Source organism: Albimonas marina (assembly GCF_029223255.1).
In the GTDB taxonomy this organism is placed as follows: Bacteria; Pseudomonadota; Alphaproteobacteria; order Rhodobacterales; family Rhodobacteraceae; genus Albimonas.
Genome location: NZ_JARHUC010000001.1, coordinates 40,644 through 62,718 on the forward strand (window position 1 = coordinate 40,644; position 22,075 = coordinate 62,718).

Annotated in this window: 17 protein-coding genes; all 17 read left to right on the forward strand. The window is 70.1% G+C overall.

Annotation, left to right across the window (positions count from 1 at the left end; translation table 11 throughout):
• Nucleotides 1–4: 4 nt before the first annotated feature.
• Nucleotides 5–1,774, forward strand: a complete 1,770-nt coding sequence (locus P2H44_RS00200) for a hydantoinase B/oxoprolinase family protein (protein WP_275761391.1) — start codon at nt 5–7, stop codon at nt 1,772–1,774.
• Nucleotides 1,775–2,067: 293 nt separating this feature from the next.
• Nucleotides 2,068–2,835 carry a GntR family transcriptional regulator gene (locus tag P2H44_RS00205; protein WP_275761392.1) on the forward strand — a complete coding sequence of 256 codons (768 nt, stop codon included), beginning with the start codon at nt 2,068–2,070 and terminating at the stop codon, nt 2,833–2,835.
• Nucleotides 2,832–3,032, forward strand: coding sequence for a hypothetical protein (locus P2H44_RS00210; protein WP_275761393.1), 201 nt, complete (start codon nt 2,832–2,834; stop codon nt 3,030–3,032). The genes P2H44_RS00205 and P2H44_RS00210 overlap by 4 nt, the downstream gene beginning before the upstream one ends.
• 183 nt (nt 3,033–3,215) lie before the next feature.
• On the forward strand, nt 3,216–3,782 hold the full coding sequence (locus tag P2H44_RS00215; RefSeq protein ID WP_275761394.1) for an ABC transporter substrate-binding protein: 567 nt from the start codon (nt 3,216–3,218) through the stop codon (nt 3,780–3,782).
• Nucleotides 3,783–3,784: 2 nt separating this feature from the next.
• Complete coding sequence (locus P2H44_RS00220; RefSeq protein WP_275761395.1) at nt 3,785–4,420, forward strand: ABC transporter substrate-binding protein; 636 nt, start codon at nt 3,785–3,787, stop codon at nt 4,418–4,420.
• Between the two features lie 282 nt (nt 4,421–4,702).
• Nucleotides 4,703–5,479: an ABC transporter ATP-binding protein gene (locus P2H44_RS00225; protein ID WP_275761396.1), complete on the forward strand. Its 777-nt coding sequence runs from the start codon at nt 4,703–4,705 to the stop codon at nt 5,477–5,479.
• 1 nt (nt 5,480) lies between these two features.
• Complete coding sequence (locus tag P2H44_RS00230; protein ID WP_275761397.1) at nt 5,481–6,260, forward strand: ABC transporter ATP-binding protein; 780 nt, start codon at nt 5,481–5,483, stop codon at nt 6,258–6,260.
• Nucleotides 6,257–7,171, forward strand: coding sequence for a branched-chain amino acid ABC transporter permease (locus tag P2H44_RS00235; RefSeq protein WP_275761398.1), 915 nt, complete (start codon nt 6,257–6,259; stop codon nt 7,169–7,171). The genes P2H44_RS00230 and P2H44_RS00235 overlap by 4 nt, the downstream gene beginning before the upstream one ends.
• A gap of 14 nt (nt 7,172–7,185) precedes the next feature.
• Nucleotides 7,186–8,247 (forward strand): branched-chain amino acid ABC transporter permease, encoded by a 1,062-nt coding sequence (locus P2H44_RS00240; RefSeq protein WP_275761399.1) that lies wholly within the window; start codon nt 7,186–7,188, stop codon nt 8,245–8,247.
• Between the two features lie 14 nt (nt 8,248–8,261).
• Nucleotides 8,262–9,191, forward strand: coding sequence for an aminotransferase class IV (locus P2H44_RS00245; protein ID WP_275761401.1), 930 nt, complete (start codon nt 8,262–8,264; stop codon nt 9,189–9,191).
• A 20-nt stretch (nt 9,192–9,211) separates the two neighbouring features.
• Nucleotides 9,212–11,236 carry a hydantoinase/oxoprolinase family protein gene (locus P2H44_RS00250; protein ID WP_275761402.1) on the forward strand — a complete coding sequence of 675 codons (2,025 nt, stop codon included), beginning with the start codon at nt 9,212–9,214 and terminating at the stop codon, nt 11,234–11,236.
• Between the two features lie 5 nt (nt 11,237–11,241).
• On the forward strand, nt 11,242–12,957 hold the full coding sequence (locus P2H44_RS00255; protein ID WP_275761403.1) for a hydantoinase B/oxoprolinase family protein: 1,716 nt from the start codon (nt 11,242–11,244) through the stop codon (nt 12,955–12,957).
• Between the two features lie 90 nt (nt 12,958–13,047).
• Nucleotides 13,048–14,418: an aspartate aminotransferase family protein gene (locus tag P2H44_RS00260; protein WP_275761404.1), complete on the forward strand. Its 1,371-nt coding sequence runs from the start codon at nt 13,048–13,050 to the stop codon at nt 14,416–14,418.
• A gap of 370 nt (nt 14,419–14,788) precedes the next feature.
• On the forward strand, nt 14,789–16,849 hold the full coding sequence (locus P2H44_RS00265) for a hydantoinase/oxoprolinase family protein (protein ID WP_275761405.1): 2,061 nt from the start codon (nt 14,789–14,791) through the stop codon (nt 16,847–16,849).
• A 14-nt stretch (nt 16,850–16,863) separates the two neighbouring features.
• Nucleotides 16,864–18,672, forward strand: coding sequence for a hydantoinase B/oxoprolinase family protein (locus P2H44_RS00270; RefSeq protein WP_275761406.1), 1,809 nt, complete (start codon nt 16,864–16,866; stop codon nt 18,670–18,672).
• Nucleotides 18,673–18,921: 249 nt separating this feature from the next.
• Nucleotides 18,922–19,896: a helix-turn-helix domain-containing protein gene (locus P2H44_RS00275; protein WP_275761407.1), complete on the forward strand. Its 975-nt coding sequence runs from the start codon at nt 18,922–18,924 to the stop codon at nt 19,894–19,896.
• A 150-nt stretch (nt 19,897–20,046) separates the two neighbouring features.
• Nucleotides 20,047–22,074: a hydantoinase/oxoprolinase family protein gene (locus tag P2H44_RS00280; RefSeq protein WP_275761408.1), complete on the forward strand. Its 2,028-nt coding sequence runs from the start codon at nt 20,047–20,049 to the stop codon at nt 22,072–22,074.
• Nucleotide 22,075: the final 1 nt, after the last annotated feature.

A 22,075-nucleotide genomic window follows, 5' to 3' on the forward strand; every position in this document is an offset into this window, starting at 1 on the left:
ACCCATGACCCAGGAACTCGATCCCATCACCCTGCAGGTCGTCGGCGGCGCCCTGCACTCCATCGCCGACCAGATGGGCAACGTGCTCTACCGCATGAGCTACTCGTCCATCATCCGCGAAAGCCAGGACCTCGGCGCCGGCCTGTTCGACGTGCACTACAACACGCTGTGCGAGTCCGACTCGACGCCCATGCACATCGGCTCGCTGCCCGGCTACCTGCGCGGCATCGCCCAGACCATCCCGCTCGAGGCGTGGAAGCCCGGCGACCTGGTGCTGCACAACCACCCCTACAAGGGCTGCTCGCACTCCCCCGACATCGCCGTCGTGATGCCGGTGTTCTTCGAGGGCGAGCTGGTCGGCTTCTCCGCCAACACCGCCCACCACGTCGACATCGGCGCCGCCACCCCCGGCCTGATCATCGACGTCGCCGACATGTGGTCCGAGGGCATGATCCTCGACGCCGAGAAGCTCTACGACGAGGGCGTGCGCAATGAGACCCTGTGGCGCCACATCCGCAACAACACCCGCGTCCCGGGCCTGGTGATGGGCGACCTCGAGGCCCAGATCGCCTCGGCCGAACTCGGCGTGCGGCGGTTCCAGGAGCTGATGGCCCGCTACGGCAAGGCCACGGTGATCCAGGCCACCCAGCAGCTGATGGACTACACCGAGCGCCGGATGCGCGCCGAAATCGCCAAGATCCCCGACGGCGAATACTTCGCCGAAGGTTTTCTCGATGACGATGGCCGGAACTACGGGGAACATCTCGCCATCAAGGTGAAGGTCATCATCGACGGGGACTCGGCCACGATCGACCTGACCGGCTCCGCCCCCCAGACGCCGACCGCCTTCAACGTGCCCTTCGACGGCTCGACCATGGTGGCGGCCTTCTTCGTGTTCCGGGCGATGCTGCTCGACACCTACACGACGCAGGACGACATCCCGGCGAACGAGGGCTCCTTCCGCCCGATCAGCGTCATCGCCCCCAAGGGCTGCATCTTCAACCCGAACATGCCCGCGGCGGCCGAGGCCCGCTTCTGCCAGATCCAGCGCATGGCCGACCTCGTCATCAAGGCCCTCGCCCCGGTGCTGCCCGACCGCTGCACCGCCGGCAACGCCGCGACGCTGGACTTCGCCGCCTACTCCGGCGTGCGCGAGAACGGCGAATACTGGGTGTTCCTCGAGGTGAACGAGGCCGCGATGGGCGGGCGTCCCTTCTCCGACGGTCCCGACACGGTCGAGGAGCTGATGCGCAACACGCGCAACAACCCGCTGGAAGACCTCGGGATGCACCTGCCCCTGATCTGCGACCGCTACGAGGTGCGCGACGACGTCGAGCCGGGCGCGGGCAAGTTCCGCGGCGGGCAGGGCGTGGTGAAGTCCCAGCGCTACCTCACCCCCGGCCAGACCACCCACGAGAACGACCGCCACCACGACGTCCCCTGGGGCATCTTCGGCGGCAAGCCCGGCGCCACCGGCAAGCTGGAGCTGCACAACGTCACGACCGGGGAGACCCGGTCCCTGCACGCCAAGCTCTCCGGCATGCCCACCCAGACCGGCGACGTGATCTCCTACTTCTCGCCCTCGGGCGGGGGCTACGGCGATCCGCTGGAGCGGGATCCCGCCAAGGTCCTCGACGACGTGCTCGACGGCTTCATCCGGCCCGAGAGCGCGCGGCGCGACTACGGCGTGGCGCTGGTCGAGGTGGACGACGGCTACGGCTGGGCGCTCGACCTGCCCGCGACCGAGGCCCTGCGCGCCGAGCTGCGCGCCTGATCCAACCCGGCGTCCCCCTCCTCCCGGAGGGAATCGCCCTCGCCGCAACGGCGCCGGACGCTACGTCCGGCGCCGTCTTCGTTCGCAATTCACGCTTCCTCCGCCCGATTTCCGGGCGCCCCCGGCCGGCCTGTTCGCGTGCTGCGCAACATGGGCGCAATGCAACCAACATTCGTTCGCTGCGCGACAAGACTGCCCAATGGGTGCGCCCTCATCCTGTGAACGCTTCCCGGACGCTCGACAATTGGGCGCCCAGGCAAGCGCGGACCGCCTCGGGAAAGGAACTGTCCACAGTGGGCCACGTCATCGGATCGGATATCGACCTCCGGAATGCTGCGGCGCCGCAATCGCCGCTGGCCGAGGTCGGCAACCTCTCCGACCGGGTCCGCGCCTACCTGCTGGCCCAGCTCACCGCCGGGGAGCTCGCCCCCGGCGAGCGCATCAACGAGGCCGAGCTCGCCCGGCGCCTGGGCATCTCCCGCAACCCGGTGCGCGAGGCGGTGGCGGGCCTGGTGCGCCAGGGCTTTCTGATCGCCCGCCCCCGCCGCGGCGCCTTCCTGCGGACCTTCACCGCCAAGTCCGCCGACGACATCTTCTCGTTCCGCGTGGCCGTCGAAAGCTTCGCCCTGCGCCAGGCCTTCGCGCGCGGCGAGCCCGGCTTCGGCCTGCGGATGCGCATGATCGCCCGCGATATGCTCGACGCCGCGCGCAGCCACGACGTCGCCCGGATGCACGAGCTCGACATCGCCTTCCACCGCACGATCTGCGTGTTCTCCGACAACCGCGCCGCGCTCGACGCGCACGAGGCGATGGACGCCTCGGTGCGCATGATGATCGCCACGGTGAACCTGCGCGAGGACCCGCTGGAGGTCTCGGCGCGCGAACACGTCGCCATCGCCGAGGCCATCGCCGCGCGCGAGACCGACCGCGCCGAGGGCTTGCTCGCCGCCCACATCCGCCGCAGCCGCACCAACGTCGTGCTCGGGCCCGCGTCCGAGGACGCGATCCCGGCCGCGGCCGGCCAGGCCGTTCCCGCATCCGACCCCGGGAGGACCCCATGAAACTGTCCGCCACGAAGCTCTACGTCGAGAGCTACGTGAAATGCCGCTGCTGCGGCATCCTTATCTACGACGCCGGCCGCGCCGATGCGGTCGAGCGCGACGGCGAGCTGTTCTGCTCGTCCTGGTGCGTCGACTGGCACGACGCCCGCAGCTCGGCGCCGCCGGCCGGCGGCGCGGAGCCGGCGCCGGCCGGCTGAGGCCGCGCCGCCCCCCGATCCGAGATCCCGAAGCAGGGACCTGCCCCCCCGGGGCGCCCGGCGGCCGCGGCCGCCGGCCGGAGACGTCATGGCGCAAGACGGCGCAGACCGTCGCGCTCCCCCTCGAAGCTCGAGACCTGCCCGCCGGAAACGCCCGGGCGCTGAAACCTACAGGAGAGGTGCATGAAACCCACGACCCTCAAGTCCATCCTCGCCGGCGCGTCCGCGCTCGGCATTCTCGCCGGCGGCCCCGCCGCGGCGCAGGAGGAGATCGTCGTCGGCATGGCCGTGGCCCAGACGGGCTGGATGGAGGCCTATGACGGCGAGGGCACCAAGATGGCCCAGCTCTACCTCGAGAAGCTCAACGCCGAGGGCGGCCTGCTCGGCAAGCCGATCAAGGTGCTGGTGGCCGACACCAAGACCGACCGCGTCGAGGGCGCCAAGATCGGCCAGTCGATGATCCAGGCCGGCGCCGACCTGCTGCTGGTCTCGGCCGACTACGACTACGGCGCGCCCGCCGCGCTGCAGGCGCAGAAGGCCAACGTCATCTCGTTCTTCCTCGGCGCGTCCGATCCCAAGGCCGGCGTGCTCGGCGTGGGCCCCTACAGCTTCACCTCCGCCAATGCCGCCCAGCTCGAGGGCGCGACGATGGCCGACTGGGGCTACACCGACATGAACTTCCGCAAGGGCTATTCCCTGGTGGACGAGTCGATCGAGTACAACAAGTCGATCTGCGCCGGCTACGACTGATCATGGGCCTGAAGGACGACGCCGAGATCGTCGGCACCGACACCTTCAAGGGCCTCGACCCGGTGATCTCGACCCAGATCACCCGCATGTCCGACGCGATCTCCTCGGGCGGCGTCGACCACATCATGCTGTGCTCGACCAACCCCGGCGCGGCCTCGGCCGTGCGCCAGATACGCGCCGCGGGCATCGACCTGCCGATCCTGTCGGGCACCGCCATGGACGGCACCTACTGGGTCGAGGCCGTGCCCGGCCTGAAGGACTTCTACCTGCCCTCGAACAACCTGACCCAGAACGACCCGCGCGACTCGGTCAACGAAGTCACCGCCGCCTACGCCGCCAAGTACGGCGCGCCGCCGGCCACCCAGTACGCCTACCTGATCTACGGCATGCTCGACATGTGGGTCGCCGCGGTGAAGGAGGCCGGGACCACCGACGCCAAGGCCGTCGTCGACGTCATGAACGGCTACGACAGCTTCGAGACCACGGTCGGCCTGCGCAAGCTGTCGCCCATGCTGCACATCCAGACCGAGATCCCGATGCTGGTCACCTCCTACGCGGACGGCAAGCAGACCTTCGTGAAGGAGTGGGACGTGGGCATGCCGATCCCCAAGGAGGTGCTCTACCGCCTGGCCAAGTGAGCCTGGCCGAGCGAGCCTTGGCCTGAGCGCCGCGATCTCGCCCCGGACCGGACCGGCGCCCTTCGCCCGGTCCGGGGCGCCCGCGGCGGGCGCGAGCCCTCCCTCTCCGCCCGCCGCGCCCTTTCCCGACACGTCCCGGAGCCGCGCCCCGGCCGCCCAGCGCCGTCGCGATCCGGCCCGACCCATCCGCCCCGGCGCGTCCCGTCCTCCCCGGGACCGCGCCGCCCCGGACCGCCGGCCCCGCGGGGCCCCCGCGGACCGCGCGCCCCGCAGGAGACGCCCATGCAGGCTCCCCCCGCCCGACACGCGCCCCCGATCGACCGGCCCGGCGCCTCCGACGACGCCGAGCTGGGCGTCGAGAACCTGACCGTCCGCTTCCAGGGCCTCGCCGCGATCTCGGACGTGTCGCTGAAGATGCAGCGCCACGAGATCTTCGGCCTGATCGGCCCCAACGGCGCGGGCAAGACCACGCTCGTCAACTGCCTGACCGGCTTCCAGAAGCCGACCGAGGGGCGGGTGATGATGGCGGGCCGCGACATCACCGGATGGGCCCCCACCGAATTCCGCCGTCACGGCATCGCCCGCACCTTCCAGGCCGGGCGCCTGTTCCCCGACATGACCGTGCTCGAGAACGCCGAGGTCGCGGGCGTCGGCCTCGGCCAGTCGCGCCGCGCCGCCCAGGCCGACGCGCGCGAGCTGCTGGAGTGGATCGGGCTCTCCGACAAGATCGAGACGCCGGCCTCCGCGCTCGCCTACACCGACCAGCGGCGCCTCGGCATCGCGCGGGCCATGATGCTCTCCCCCGCCTTCGTTCTGCTCGACGAACCCGCCGCCGGCATGTCCGACAGCGAGTGCGAGGAGCTGATGGAGATCGTCCACGCGATCCCCAAGACCTTCGTCTGCGGCGTGCTGCTGATCGAACACAACATGCGCGTGGTGATGGGCATCTGCGACCGCATCCACGTGCTCGACGGGGGCAAGACCCTCGCCGAGGACGTCCCCGACGCGATCCAGCGCCACGAAGAGGTGATGGCCGCCTACCTGGGAATGGAGGCCTGAGATGGCGCTGCTCGAGGTTTCCGACATCCACGTCCGCTACGGCGACATGGTCGCGCTCCGCGGCCTCGACCTGAGGGTCGAGGAAGGCGAGGTCGTGTGCATCATCGGCCCCAACGGCGCGGGCAAGTCCACCGCGCTCGCCGCGGTCGCCGGCGGCGTGCGCCCCTACCGGGGCGAGATCCGCTTCGCCGGCGAGCCGATCCTGGGCACGCCCCCCGACAAGATCGCCGCCATGGGCGTCTCGCTCGTGCCCGAGGGGCGGCACATCTTCAGCTCCCTCACGGTGGCCGAGAACCTGATCATCGGCGCCTACATGCGCGACGACAAGGCCGGCATCGCCCGCGACCGCGAGCGGATCCTGAGCCTGCTGCCGCGCCTGGCCGAGCGCATCGACTTCCCCGCCGGCCGCCTCTCGGGCGGGGAGCAGCAGATGCTCGCCGTCGCCCGCGCGGTGATGACCCGGCCCAAGCTGCTGCTGGTGGACGAGCCCTCCCTCGGCCTCGCCCCCAAGATCGTCGACCAGATCTACGAGATCCTGCTCGAGCTGCGGAAGACCGAGGGCCTGACCCTGGTGATCAACGAGCAGTCCTCGAACCGCGTCCTGAAGTTCGCCGACCGCATCAGCGTCCTGCGCCAGGGCGAGATCCGGCTGACCGGCTCGGCGGCCGAGCTCGCCGACGGCGCCGCCATCCGCCAGGCCTACTTCGGCTTCGAGGCCGCGGCCGAGACCCCTCAGGCGCAATCCCAGACCCAGTCCCAGATTTCGGGAGGCGCGGCATGATCGGCTTCATCCAGAACCTCATCGACGCCCTGTCTCTGGGCGGGCTCTACGCGCTGACCGCGCTAGGCATCGGGCTCCTGTTCGGCATCCTGCGGCTGATCAACCTCGCGCATGGCGACCTGATCTCGGTCGCGGCCTACGCGCTGATCATCCCCTCGGCGGACGTCACCGCGCGGATGTTCATCGGCGACTTCAACATCCTGTTCCTGCTGCCCTCGATCGCGCTGATCGTGATCCTGCTGGCGCTGGCCACCGACTTCGCGGCCTTCCGGCCGCTGCGCAAGGCCACCACGCCGACGCTGATGATCGCCTCCTTCGCGGTCAGCTACATCATCCAGAACGGCATCCTGATGATCTACGGCTCCCGCCCGAAGGCCATCAACCTGTGGGGCGCGGCGAACCAGCAGATCCAGGTCGGCGACCTGCGCGTCCCCCTCCTCCAGGTCATCACCGTCGTCGTCACCATCGCCCTGATGGTCGGCCTGTCGCTGTTCCTGACCCGCACCCGCTACGGCGTGCAGATGCGTGCGGCGGCCGAGGACTTCCGCATGGCGCAATACCTCGGCGTGAAGGGCAACTTCGTGATCGGCATCGCCTTCGCGATCTCGGGCATCCTCGCCGCCGCCGTGGGGCTTCTCTACGTCACGCAGTCCGGCTCGCTCAGCCACACCATGGGCGTGCCCCTCGCCCTCTTCGCCTTCGTGGCGGTGGTGGTGGGCGGCATGGGCTCGCTGCCCGGCGCGGTCGTGGGCGGCTTCGCCATCGGCTTCGTGGTCACCATGCTCCAGGCCTACCTGCCCCCCGAGCTGCGCGTGTTCCGCGACGCCTTCGCCTTCGCGATCGTCATCCTCGTCCTGCTGTTCCGCCCGCAGGGCCTGATCCCCGCCCGCAACGTCATCGAGCGCGTGTGAGGAAGGAGAGACCCATGGACCGCATCCTTCTCAACCTCCGCTCGATGCAGACGCCGGCGATCCTGATCGCGATCCTCGCGATCGTGGCCGGGCTCGCCTCGCTGACCGGCTCCGACGCCATGGCCACCACCATCGCCGAGATGATGATCCGCGTGGTCGTCGTCGTGGGCCTCTACGTGTTCATCGGCAACTCGGGCATCATCAGCTTCGGCCACATCTCCTTCATGTGCATCGGCGCCTACGCCGCCGCCTGGATGACGGCCGAGCCGACGTTCAAGCAGATCATGCTCTCGGGCCTGCCGATGTGGCTGCAGGGGGAGCAGTACCCGTTCCTCGTCGCCATCGCCGGCGCGGCGATCCTGCCCGCCATCGTGGGCCTGCTGCTGGGGGGCGCGATCACCCGGCTGGGGGGCATCGCCTGCTCGATCGCCACCTTCGCCTTCCTGATGATCACCAACTCGGTCTACGCCAACTGGGACAGCTGGACGGCGGGCGTCAGCTCGATCATCGGCATCCCCACCGTGGTCGGCCCCTGGGTCGCCTGGGCCTTCGCGGCGGTGGCGGTGGTGCTGGCCTGGCTCTACCAGGTCTCCCGCCACGGGCTGATGCTGCGCGCCACCCGCGACGACCCCGTCGCCGCCCAGGCCTCGGGCATCAACCTGGTGAAGGCGCGGCTGGGGGCCTTCGTCCTCTCCGCCGCGCTGGTGGGGCTGGGGGGCGGGCTCTACGCCCAGTTCCTCGGCATCCTCACCGTCGATCCGTTCTACCTCGGGCTCACCTTCATCACGCTGGCGATGCTGGTGGTCGGGGGCATGTCCTCGCTGACCGGGGCGGTCGTGGGCGTGATCGTCGTCACCCTGATCGTCGAGCTCCTGCGCATGTTCGAGCGCGGCGAGATGGGCGCCCTCACCCTGCCCCCGGGCAGCCAGGAGCTGGGGCTGGGCATCCTGATGGCGGTGATCCTGGTCCTGCGGCCCACCGGCCTCGCCGGCGGCAAGGAGCTTCGGCTCTTCGGCCGCCGCCGCCCCGCCGCCCCCGCGGCCCCCGACGCGGCCCAGGCCGCCCCCGCCGAATGAACCGGAGCGTCCCCATGCCCGACTATTCCGCCGGCGCCGCCTATGTCGACGGGCGCTACATGCCCGTGGCCGAGGCCTCGGTCCCGATCATCCACTGGGGCTACCGCCGCTCCGACGTCACCTACGACGTGGTGGGCGTGTGGGAGGGGAACTTCTTCCGCCTCGACGACCACCTTCGCCGCTTCCGCGCCTCCCGCGCCGAACTGCGCATGGAGCCGAAGGAGACGGACGAGGAGCTGCGCGCGATCCTCAACCGGGTCGTCGCCCTCTCGGGCCTGCGCTCGGCCTACGTGTCGATGGAGTGCCTGCGCTCCGTCCCCCAGCCCGGCAAGCCGCGCCACCCGGCCTACGTGCCCGCCTACACCATCGCCATGGCGATCCCATGGGTCTGGGTGGCGCCGCCCGAGATGATCGAGCGCGGCATGCACCTGATGATCTCCAGGACCCCCCGCATCCCCCCCGAATGCGTCGAGCCGCGGGCGAAGAACTTCCACTGGGGCGACCTGACCCGCGCCCAGTTCGAGGCGCTGGAGGTGGACGCCGACTTCGCCATCCTCCCCGACCTCGCCGGCAACGTCACCGAGGGGCCCGGCTTCAACGTCTTCTCGGTCACCGACGGCGTGGTCTCGACCCCGATCCGCGGCGGCCTCGACGGCATCACCCGCCTCTCGGTCATGGAGCTGTGCGAGGAGGCCGGCCTGAAGCTGGAGGTGCGCGAGATCCCCGCGCAGGAGCTTCGCGACGCGGACGAGATCTTCACCTGCACCACCGCCGGCGGCCTGATGCCCGCCAGCCGCATCGACGGCCGCATCCTCAACAACGACCGCCCCGGCCCGATCTCGCGCCGGCTGCTCGACCGCTTCTGGGAGAAGCGCGCCGAGGGCTGGCACGCCACGCCCGTCGATTACTCGGCCGCCGCCCCGGCCGAGACCACACCCGCCTGACCGCCCGAAGGAGTCCCCCCATGTCCTACCGTCTCGGAGTCGACATCGGCGGCACGTTCACGGATTTCGTCGTCTATGACGAGGAAACCGGCGAACTGCGCGCCTGGAAGAACCTCTCCACCCCCGCAGACCCGTCCGAGGGCGTGATGACCGGCCTGCGCAGCTTCGGCAGGCAGTCGGAAATCTCGGGCATCCGCCTCGGCACCACCGTCGCCACCAACGCCCTGCTCGAGGGCAAGGGCGCCCGCGTCGCCTATGTCACCACCGCCGGCTTCCGCGACGTGCCCTTCATCATGCGCGGCGACCGCAAGCACCACTACGACCTCGGCTGGATCAAGCCCAAGCCCTTCCTCAAGCGCCGCGACGCCTACGAGGTCTCGGAGCGCGTCGGCCCCTCCGGCGAGATCCTGAGCCCGCTGAACGAGGACGAGGTGCGCGAGGTCGCGAAGAAGATCGCCGCGGAGCCCGAGATCGGCGCCGTCGCGGTCATGACCATGCACTCCTACCTGACCCCGGATCACGAGCAGCGCATCAAGGAGATCTTCGCGGAAGAGGCCCCCGACCTCCCGGTCTCGATCTCCTACGAGGTGCTGCCCAAGTGGAAGGAGCACTTCCGCAGCTCCACCACCATCTGCGACGCCTTCATCAAGCCCGTCGTGAAGGACCGCATCGGCTCGATGAAGTCGCGCCTCGAGGCCGAGGGCGTCGACGCCCGCCTCGTCGTCATGCGCTCCAACGGCGGCGAGATGGAGGCCCGCAAGGTCGCCGACAGCCCGATCCAGATCGCCATGTCCGGCCCCACCGGCGGCGTCATCGCGGCCAAGCGGATCGCCCAATTGCTGGGCATGGACAACCTGGTGACCTTCGACATGGGCGGCACGTCCACCGATGTGTCCACTGTGGTCAACGGCAAGGAGCGGTTCACCACCGACTTCGAGATCGAGTGGGGCCGCCCCATCCAGGTCCCGATGATCGACATCCGCACCATCGGCGCGGGCGGCGGCTCGATCGCGCGCATCGACGCCGGCGGCATGCTCGTGGTCGGCCCCGAGTCCGCCGGCGCCACCCCCGGCCCCGCCTGCTACGGCCAGGGCGGAACCCTGCCCACGGTCACCGACGCCAACCTGGTGCTGGGCCGCATCTCGGCCTCCAACTTCCTGGGCGGCGAGATGGCGCTGGACGAACAGGCCGCCAAGACCGCCATGCAGCCCATCGCCGACGCGCTGGGCGTGACGATCGAGGACGCCGCCCTCTCGATCATCCGCATCGCCAACAACAACATGGTCGGCGCCCTGCACACGGTGCTGACCGAGCAGGGCCTCGACCCCCGCGACTTCACCCTGGTCGCCTTCGGGGGCGCGGGCCCGCTGCACATCTCCGACCTGATGGACGACGCCTCGATCCCCCGCGGCCTCGCCCCCAACTTCCCCGGCCAGTTCTCCGCCTTCGGCTTCACCATGGCCGACGCCCGGGTGGACCGCTACCGCACCGTGCAGCTCACCTCCCGCGCCTTCGACGCGGTGCGCGCGAAGGAGGCGCTCGCCACCCTGATCGCGGAATGCGAGGCCGAGCTCGCCGCCCAGGGGCACGAGGACGTCTCGATCTCCTGCGCCATCGACATGCGCTACCTCGGCCAGAACTACGAGCTGGAGCTGCCGATCCGCGCCCGCGACTTCACCGAGGCCGAGGTCGCCCAGATCTACGCCGAGTTCCATGAGCTGCACGAGGCCCGCTTCGGCTTCCGCCTCGAGGATCACATGGAGATCGTGAACTTCATGGTCACCGGGGTCGCCGCCACCGGCGAGATGACCCTGCCCCAGATCGAGGCGTCCTCCGAGGCGCCGGTCCCCGCCTCCTCCCGCCCGGTCTACTTCCGCTCGGGCTGGACCGACGCTTCCGTCTACCGCCGCGCCGACCTGAAGGCCGGCCAGGTCGTCGAAGGCCCCGCGCTGGTCGAGGAAAGCGCCTCCGTCACCGTCGTCGACCCGGGCAAGCGCCTGGAGGCCGACGCCTACGGCAACCTCATCGTCACCGCCAAGGAGTGATCCCCATGGACATGGTTTCCCTCAACATCGTGGGCGGCATCCTGGTCTCGATCTGCCGCGACATGGGGGTGACGCTGATGCGCACCTCCTACTCCACCATCTTCTCCGAGAGCCTCGACTTCACCTGCGGCCTGGCCCTGCCCACCGGCGAGCTGGTCGCCACCGGCGACTTCTGCCCCTCGATGATCGGCGGCATGCCGCTGCTGCTGCGCTCCTGCGTGCAGGAGATCGACATCGAGGATCTCGAGCCCGGCGACGTCATCGTCCACAACGACCCCTACCGCGGCGGCCTGCACACGCCCGAGCACACGTTCTTCAAGCCGGTCTTCGTCGACGGCGCCCTGATCGGCTTCTCGGTGGCCATCGGCCACGTGGCCGAGGTCGGCGGCATGGCCCCCGCCGGCTTCCCCGGCGAGGCGACCGAGATCTTCCACGAGGGCCTGCGCGTGCCGCCGGTGAAGATCAAGCGCGCCGGCAAGGACAACGAGGACGTCTGGCGCCTGATGCTCGCCAACGTCCGCACCCCTCGGTTCAACTACGGCGACTACCGCGCCATGATCGCCGCCGTCGACCTCGGCGAACGCCGCATGGCCGACCTCGCGAAGAAGCACGGCGTCGAGGGCTTCCGCGAGCATGTCGCGGCCCTGATGGACTATTCCGAGCGCCGGATGCGCGCCGAGATCGCCGAGATCCCGGACGGGACCTACACCTTCCACGACTGGATGGAAGACGACGGGATCGAGGACAAGCCCTACAAGATCAACGTCACCGTCCACGTGAAGGGCGACGGGCTGATCGTGGACTACTACGGCTCGGACCTGCAGGCGAAGGGCCCGATCAACGCCACGCTCGGCGTCGCCTGGGGCGCGGCCTACAACGCCGTCCTCCAGCTCACCGACGCCTCGATTCCCAAGAACTCGGGCTGCTTCCGCCCGATCAAGGTGATCGCGCCGCCCTCCACCGTGGTCAACGTGGACTATCCGGGCCCCTGCGTGGGCGGCAACACCGAGACTCACTGCCGCATCGCGAACACCGTGATGGGCGCCCTCGCCCCCGCCCTGAAGGAGCGGTCGGCCGCCACCGACGGCGCCTCGCACTCCAACTTCCTGTTCGGCGGAACCGACCCCGACACCGGCGAGTTCTTCTGCTGCTATGACCTCACGCCCGTGGGCTGGGGCGGGCGCGCCTTCGCCGACGGCAACGACGCCGTGGGCGGCATCAACGGCAACTGCCCCCACATCCCCGTGGAGGTGTTCGAGTACCGCTTCCCCTTCCATGTCGAGGAGTTCAAGCTGGTCGAGGGATCGGGCGGCGCGGGCAAGCACCGCGGCGGGCATTCGATCTCCAAGACCCTGACCGCGCAGGCGGACATGACCTATTCCTACATGTCCGACCGCCAGAAGAAGTCCCCCTGGGGCATCCACGGCGGCAAGGACGGCGGCCGGGCGGAGCTCTTGATGGTCACCCCCGCCTCGGCGGGCGAGTGGAAGACGGTCACCGAGCTCTACGGCAAGCCCTCGCCCTCCAAGTTCGCCAACGTGCCGATCGCGAAGGGCGACCGCATCCGCATCTCGTCCCCCGGCGGCGGCGGCTGGGGCGATCCGGGCGAGCGCGACCGCCAGGCGGTGATCGACGACATCCTCGACGGCTGGATCACCGAGGAGGAGGCGAAGGCGACCTACGGCATCGGCCTCGCCCCTGTCGCCGCCGAGCCTGCATGACTAGGGTGCCCCGGGTCCGGGTCCACCCTCCCGGCCCGATCTCCGCGCGGGCGCGGCCCGCGCGGATCCCAAGCTGAATGGACGATACCGATGGATATGCTGCCGAACTCCACCGCCGCGCGGGACCTCGCCTACCTGCTGCACCCCTACACCAACGCCCGCGCGCATGAGCGCGACGGACCCATCGTCATCGCCAAGGGCGAGGGCATCCACCTGTGGGACGACTCGGGGAACAAGTACATCGAGGCGATGTCCGGCCTGTGGTCCGTGGGCCTGGGCTTCTCCGAGGAGCGGCTGGTCGAGGCGGCCTACAAGCAGCTCAAGATCCTGCCCTACTCGCACACCTTCACCCACAAGGCGCATGAGCCCTCGGTCGAGCTCGCCGAGATGCTGGTGAAGATGACCCCCGACGGGCTCGACCGGGTGCACTTCACCAACTCCGGCTCCGAGGCGAACGACACCGTCGTGAAGATGGTCTGGTTCTACAACAACGCCATCGGGCGGCCGGAGAAGAAGAAGTTCATCTCCCGCCTCAACGGCTACCACGGCATCACCATCGCCTCGGGCTCGCTGACCGGCCTGCCGGCGAACCACCGCGGCTTCGACCTGCCCCTGCCGCAGATGAAGCACGTGACCACGCCCCACCACTACCGCTTCGCCGAAGAGGGCGAGACGGAGGAGGAGTTCTCCACCCGCCTCGCCGAGGAGCTGGAGGCCAAGATCCTCGAGGAAGGCCCCGAGACCGTCGCCGCCTTCATCGGCGAGCCGGTGATCGGCGCCGGCGGCGTGCTGGTCCCGCCCAAGGGCTACTGGCAGAAGGTCCAGGCCGTCTGCCGCAAGTACGACGTCCTCGTGGTGGCGGACGAGGTCATCAACGGCTTCGGGCGCACCGGCAAGATGTTCGCCTGCGAGACCTACGGCATCCAGCCCGACGTGCTGGTGCTGTCGAAGCAGATCACCTCGTCCTACCAGCCGCTGGCCGCGATCGTGTTCTCGGACAAGATCTACCAGGGCATCGCCGACGGGACGGAGCAGCTGGGCACCTTCGGCCACGGCTTCACCACCTCGGGCCACCCCGTCGCCACCGCCGTGGGCATCGAGAACATCAAGATCATCCAGGAGCGGGACCTCGTCTCCAACGCCGCGAAGGTCGGCGAGGTGATGCGCGGGGAGCTGGCGAAATTCGCCGATCACCCGATGGTCGGCGAGGTCCGCGGCGTCGGCCTGATCGCCGCCGTCGAGCTGGTGGACGACAAGGCCACCAAGGCGAAGTTCGACCCCTACGGCAAGGTCGGCATGGCGGTGTTCAAGGCCGGTCACGACCACGGCGTGATCCTGCGCGCCTCGGGCGACAACGTCTGCTTCTGCCCGCCGCTGATCACCACCGAGGAGCAGGCCGTCGACATCGTCGCCCGCTTCGGCAAGGCGCTCGAGGACGTGCGCAAGACCATCGGCAAGTAAGTCCCTCCGGGCGCCCCGCGCGGGCGCCCGACCGGCGCGCCCCGCGCGCCCGGAACGATCCCGGCGCGTCCTGCGTGCCGGACCAGACCCGCGGGGGGCCGCGCCCGGCCCCTCGCCCCCTCCGCCGGGTCGCGCCCGGCGCCCATGACCTCCCGCGGGCGGCGACGGCCGCCGCGGACGAGATGCCCCCGGACGGGCCGCCCTCCCCGGCCCGCCGCCCAGCCCGGACCTGACCCGACCGCGCGCCCCCTTCCGGCGCGTCCCCTTCCGCCTGCGCGCGGCAGGACGGTCCCCTCATGTCCGCAGACGCCCCCGCGCGGGGCCGGAGCGCCGGCCCTCCCCGTCCTTCCTCCCTGCGACCGGACCCCCCATGACCTACCAGGCCTGCATCGACATCGGCGGCACCTTCACCGACTGCCTGATCTCCGACGGCGGCGGCGAGATCTCGATCTTCAAGTCCCCCACCACGCCCGGCGAGTTCGAGAAGGGATTTCTTAACGTCTTGAAGGTCGCGGCTGAGGGATACGGCGAATCCTTCCCCGATTTCATCAACCGGGTTGATTTGATCGTCCACGGTTCGACCGTCTCCACCAACGCCCTGGTCGAGCGCAAGACGGTGAAGGTCGGCCTCCTCCTGACCCGGGGCCACGAGGACATCCTGGTCCTGCGCGAGGGTCCCCGGAAGGGCGCCTTCCAGTACCGCCTCGACTACCCCGAGCCCTACGTCCCCCGCCGCCTGACCCGCTCCGTCGCCGGCCGCATCGACGCCCGCGGCCGCGAGCTGGCCCCGGTGTCGCTGGACGACGCCCGCGAGGCCGCGAAGGCCTTCGCCGCGATGGGCGTCGAGGCCGTCGCCGTGGGCCTGCTGTGGTCGGTGGTGAACCCCGCCCACGAACTGGCCGTGAAGGCGGTTCTGGAAGCGGAACTCCCCGGCATCCCCATCACTTTGTCCCACGAAATCAACCCGATGCCGCGCGAATACAAGCGCACCATCGCCGCCGCCATCGACGCCTCGATCTCCCCCATCGTGCGCGCCTACATCGAGAAGCTGAACGCCGCGCTGCTGGAGCAGGGCTTCGAGGGCGACCTGCTGCTGGCCAACTGCGTCGGCGGCATGATGCCGGTGCCCGAGATGATGGCGAAGCCGATCTACTCGGTCATGTCCGGCCCCACCCTCGCCCCCATGGCCGCGCTGGCCCTGCGGGAGGAGGCCGACATCATCGTCGGCGACATGGGCGGCACCACATTCGACGTCTCGGCCCTGCGGGACCACAAGATCATCGTCACACCCGACGGCATGATCCACGACGACAGCCTCGGGATTCCCAAGGTGGACGTCCGCTCGGTCGGGGCCGGCGGCGGCTCCATCGCCTGGGTGGACGAGGGCGGGCTCCTGCGCGTCGGCCCCCACTCCGCCGGCGCCCGGCCGGGGCCCGCCTGCTACGACGCGGGCGGGACCGAGCCCACCGTGACCGACGCCAACGTGGTTCTGGGGATCGTCGATCCGGACTATTTCCTCGGCGGAAAGATGAAGCTTCGCAAGGACCTGGCGGAGCAGGCCGTCGCCAAGGTGGCCGACCGGCTGGGCGTGACGATCCCCGAGGCCGCCTACGCGATCTACACCACCTCGAACCACAACATGGTCGCCGCCATCGAGGAGATCACGGTGCGCGAGGGCATCAACCCCCGCGACTCCGTCTTCGTCTGCGGCGGCGGCGCCACCGCGATCCACATGGCCGAGATGGCCGACATCCTGGAGCTGAAACGCTACGTCGTCCCCCGCTTCATGGCCGGCCTCTCGGCCTTCGGCGGGCTGATCTCCGACATCCGGCGTGAGGATGCGGCCGTCTGCCTGACCTCCGACGCCGCCTTCGACGTGGACGCCGTCAACGCCACCCTCGCGAAGCTGATGGCGCAGGGCGCAGGCTTCCTCGAAGCCGCTGGAATCCCTCAGGAAGACCGCGTCTACGAGTTCGTCTTCATGGGCCGCTACGAGTTCCAGAGTTTTGAAATCGAGACCCCGTTCGAGGCGCCCGACGGGACCCTGACGGCGGAGGACCTCCCCACCCTCGTCGAAGCCTTCCACAGGATGCACGAGCGCATCTACTCGATCCGCTCCGACAACGACGTGGTCGAGTTCACCGCCTGGAAGCTGCGCGCCATCGGCCTGCGCCGGGGCCGCGACCAGTGGAAGGAGGCGACGCTGCCCGCGCAGGACGGCGCCCCCGCCCCCAAGGGGCGCCGCCCCGTCTACGACCACGCCGCCGGCGGACCCCGTTCGCTGCCGGTCTACGACCTCGCAACCCTCGGATCCGGCGCGGAAATCTCCGGCCCGGCCCTGGTCGAGGCCGCCACCTTCACCGCCTACCTCAAGTCCGGCCACGACGGCCGCGTGGACGCCCACGGCAACCTCGTCGTCGCCATCGCCTGACCCCGGAGGACCCCATGGACGCTTTCATCGAGACCCGCTCGACCTGCGGCGACGCCGACGCCGAGACCCGGCGCATCGACGCCTTCATGATGTCGGTGCTGAAAAGCCGGTTCGAGGCGATCGTGCGCGAGATGACCCTGGTGGTCATGCGCGCCTCCCGCTCGGCCGTGATCAAGAACGCCCGCGACTTCTCCTGCGCGATCCTGACCTACGAGCATGAGCTGGTCACGGTCGAGGACGCCCTTCCGATCCACGTGATGTCCATGGACCTCGCGACCCGGCCGCTGACCGAGCTCTTCGACGACATCGCGCAGGGCGACATCTACATCAACAACTGCCCCTACACCGGCGGCACCCACCACGCCGACCTGATCATGGCGATGCCGGTCTTCGTGGGCGGCAAGCCGCTGTTCTGGGTGGTGGCGCTGAGCCACCACGCCGACACCGGGGCGCCGGCGCCCTCGACCTACCTGCCCTTCGCCAAGACGATCTTCGAGGAGGGCATGCACTTCCCCGCGGTCCGCATGGCCCGGAACTACAAGGAAAAAGCCGACATCCTGCGCATCGGGGCGATGCGCAACCGGGTGCCGGACCTGTGGATGGGCGACGTCCGCGCCCAGATCGGCGCCTGCCGCACCGGCGAGCGGCGGATCATGGACCTGTGCGAGCGCTACGGGACCGAGACGGTCCTCGGCTTCATCCAGGACTGGTTCGACTACGGCGCGCGCTCGGCCAAGGCCGCGATCTCCAAGCTGCCGGCCGGGCGCTACGAATACGAGACCCGCCACGACCCCGTCCCCGGCGTCGCCGACGAGGGCATCCCCGTGCGCGTCGCCATCGAGGTCGACCCCATAGCCGGCGAGATCCTGGTCGACGTGACCAACAACGTCGACTGCGTCCCCGGCGGCCTGAACCTGTCGGAGAACACCTGCACCGGCTCCTGCCGCATCGGGGTGTTCAACAACCTCCCCGAAAGCGTGCCGCATAACGAGGGGGCCAAGTCCCGCGTCCGGGTGCGGATGCGCGAGGGCTCGGCCATCGGCAAGCCGAAATACCCGGTGGGGACCTCGGTCGCGACCACCAACGTCAACGACCGGCTGATGGTGGCGGGCGACGCGGTGTTCTCAGGCATGGGCGCGCCCTACGGGCGGGCCGAGAGCGCGGGGCACCTGCCGGCGGGGGTCGGGGTGATCTCGGGCGCGGACCCGTGGAAGAACGGCAAGGGCTACGTGAACCAGATCTTCGTGGGCTACGGGGGCGGCGGCGCCGTGCACGGCCACGACGGCTGGCTGACCTTCTGCGGCTCGGCCAACGCAGGCCTGATCCAGCTCGACAGCGTGGAGATGGACGAGAGCATGTATCCCATCGTCGTCGAACGCCGCGGGGTGATCCCCGGCTCCCAGGGCTGGGGAGAGTTCGAGGGGGCGCCGGCGATGGGCGGCGTGTTCTACCCGCTCGACCACGACATGACGATCATCTACGCGGCCGACGGCACCCACACGCCCCCCCAGGGCGTGCTGGGCGGCGGCGCCGGCGGGGCCAGCACCTCGATCCGCGTGAGCGGAGACGAGAAGGAGGTGCTGCCCGCCTTCTCCGAGGAGGTGATCGCCGCCGGCCAGAAGATCGAGTTCACCGCCTGCGGCGGCGGCGGCTACGGCGACCCGCTGGCCCGCGACCCGGCCCGGGTGGCGGCCACCGTCAACCGCGGCTGGCTGGATCCCGAGACGGCGCGCGAGGTCTACCGCGTGGCCCTCGTCGCGGGCGAGGCGCCGGACGTCTGGGTGGTGGACGCGCCCGAGACCGCGCGCCTGCGCGCCGCCTGACCGCCCTCCGGCCCCGGCGCCCAGCGGCTGGGCGCGGGGCCGGCCAGCGTCATCTTTTTGGGCGCTTTCGACCAAGAGCGGGGACGAATCCCGCGTATCGTAGGAGTCGTCGGGCGATGAAGCTTCCCCAAAGAGAGCGAAGCGCCCACACTTGGTCCGGACTAATCCGACGCTGATTCGAGTCGACTCCAAGGACCAGAGAGCAAGGGAACAGGCGGATCCGCCCGCCGCTTCCGACAGGGAACGCACATGAAATACAAGGTGCAGCACGACGGATCGGGGAAAGGCGGCGACGCGTGGCGTCGCGCCGTCTCCGAAACCTACTTCCCCCTCGACGTCGAAATCCGCAACAGCGCCGCGTTCCAGGGCACGCTCGAAGCCTGGTCGCTGGGCGACGTCGCCATCTCGCGCAACGCCTGCGACGGGCTGCTGTATCGCCGTCACCGCCGGCACTTCCTGCACGAGTCGGACTCGAGCCTGCTGATCACCATCCCCGAGATCGCCGAGGTCGGCTTCTCCCAGGGATCGCGCTCGACCCACTGCCGCCCCGGCGGCTTCCTGGTGGAGCGGGGCGACGCGCCCTACGAGTTCTGGCACGGCAAGACGAATTCGCTGTGGGTGCTGAAGGTGAAGGCCTCGTCCGTGCGCTCGCGCATCGGGCCGACGGACCGGATCGCGGCGCTGAACTTCGACGCGACCTCGGGCGTGGCCTCCTATTTCGTGGACATGGTGCGCACCACCGGCGCGCATGTGGACCACCTGAGCCCCACCGCGCGGGCGGCCGCGGGGATGCACCTGCTGGAGCTGCTGTGCCTGGCCATCCGCTCCGACGACCGGGTGCTGGATTCCAACGTCTCCTCGATCCGCGCCGCGCATCTGCACCGGGCCGAGCAGTACATCCGCGACAACCTCAAGGACCCCGAGCTGGGCCCCGCCCAGGTGGCGGAGGCCTGCGGGATCTCGCTGCGCTATCTCCAGCGGCTGTTCGCCGAGCGGGAGCAGTCGATCAACGGCTTCATCCGCGACAAGCGCCTGAACCGCTGCGCGGAGGAGCTGCGCGCCGGCGGCCGGGCGGCCTCGGTCGCCGAGATCGCCTACCGCTGGGGCTTCTCCGACCAGTCGCGGTTCTCGCGCCTCTACAAGTCGCGCTTCGGCTGCACGCCCACCGACACCCGCCGCGCCGCGGCGGCGGAGCGGGCGAGCGCGCTCGTCGCGCCGCAATGACCTGATCCCCGGACGGGCCCGCGTTCCGGGCCCGCCGCCTGACCTGCTTCCAGACCCGGAGCGAAACGCCCCGCCGGCCCGCGTGCCGGCGGCCGGTCCCGCGCGCCCTTCAGACAGGCGCAGGGGCCCCGACAAACCCTTGGAGGGACGATGAAAACCACCCGAGTCGCCGTCGACGTCGGCGGGACCTTCACCGACATCTGCATCATGGACGAGACCTCCGGCGCGATCCGCATCGAGAAGACGGCCTCGACCCCCGACGATCCGATGCAGGCGATCATGAACGGGATCGGCCAGGCCGGGGTCGACCTGGCCGAGGTCTCGATGTTCTCCCACGGGACCACGGTCGCGACCAACGCGCTGATCACCCGTCGCCTGCCCCGCGCGGCGATGGTGTGCACCGAGGGCTTCCGCGACGTGGTCGAGATCCGCCGCGCCAACAAGGAGGACCTCTGGGACACCTACAAGGACGTGGCGAAACCCTACATCGCGCGCCGCGACCGCCTGACGGTGCGCGAGTGCGTGTCGGCCGAGGGCGAGGTGCTGACGCCGCTGAACGAGGAGGACGCGCGGCGGGTGGCGCAGGTGCTCAAGAAGCGCGGCGTCTCCTCGATCGCCGTGTGCTTCATGAACTCCTACGTCAACGGCGCCAACGAGCAGAAGATGGCCGAGATCCTGAAGGCCGAGATGCCGGACGTCGCCGTCTCGATCTCCTCCCAGGTGATGCCGGAGATCTTCGAGCATGAGCGCTTCTCGACCACGATGGCCAACGCCGTGGTGGCGCCGGTGGTCGTCTCCTACGTCGAGCGGCTGGGCGAGAAGCTGTCGGCCGGCGGCTACGACCGCGACCTGCTGCTGCTGCACACCGGCGGGGGCGTGATGACGCCGAGCTCGGTGAAGGATTTCTCGGCGCGCCTGGCCGGATCCGGCATCGCGGCGGGGGCCATCGCGTCGCGCTACATCGCGGGGCTGTGCGGCTACCAGAACTCCATCGGCTTCGACATGGGCGGCACGTCCACCGACGTCTCGCTGGTCTACGAGGGGGAGCCGCGGATCACCAAGGACTGGTACGTCGAATACGGCTACCCGATCCGCTTCCCGTCCATCGAGGTGCTGACCATCGGCGCCGGCGGCGGCTCGATGGCCTGGAAGGACGAGGGCGGCTCGCTTCGCAACGGTCCGCAGTCCGCGGGCGCCGTGCCGGGCCCGGCCTGCTACGGCCAGGGCGGCGAGGTCGCCACCAACACCGACGCCAACGTGGTGCTGGGGCGGCTGGGCACGTCCCTTGCCGGCGGCAAGATCACGCTGGACGCGGCCAAGGCCGAAACGGCGGTGCGCGAGACGGTGGCCGAACCCTTCGGGATGGAGCTGCACGAGGCCGCCGAGGCCGTCGTGCAGGTCGCCAACGCCAACATGGCCAACGCCGTGCGCCTGCTCTCGATCGCCCGCGGCTACGATCCGCGCGACTTCGCGCTGGTGGCCTTCGGGGGCGCCGGGGCGCTTCACGGGGCGGCGGTGGCCAAGGAGCTTTCGATCCCCACCGTGATCGTGCCGCCGAACCCGGGCGTCACCTCGGCGCTGGGCTGCCTGCTGGTGGACGTGCAGCACGACTACTCGGACAACTTCATGGCCGACGCCGGCTCGACCAAGCCCGAGGACCTCGAGGCCGCCTTCGCCGCCATCGAGACCGAGGCCGCCGCGCGCCTGGCGCACGAGGGCGTCGAGCCCAAGGACATGCTGATCCAGCGCACGGTGGAGATGATGTACGCGGGCCAGTGGCGCTCGCTCTCGGTCAACGTGCCGGCGAAGGTCACCAGCCTGGGCGATCTGATCGACGCGTTCCACGCCGAGCATGAGCGCGAGTACAACTTCCGCCGCGACGACGCCCCGGTGGCGATCTTCCGCGTGGCGGTGAAGGCGACGGGCGTGGTGCCCAAGGCGGACCTGCCGTCCTCCGAGCCCAAACCCCACACGCCCGAGCCGACGGGGACCCGCCCCGCCTGGTTCGACGGCGAGAAATGCGACGCCGCGCTCTACTGGCGCGACGACCTGGGCGCGGGGGCGACCTTCCAGGGCCCCGCGGTGGTCGAGCAGTTCGACTCCACCATCGTGGTCCCGCCGGGCACGACCGCCGAGGTCGACCGCTACGCCAACATCCTGATCCGCATGAAGGGCTGAC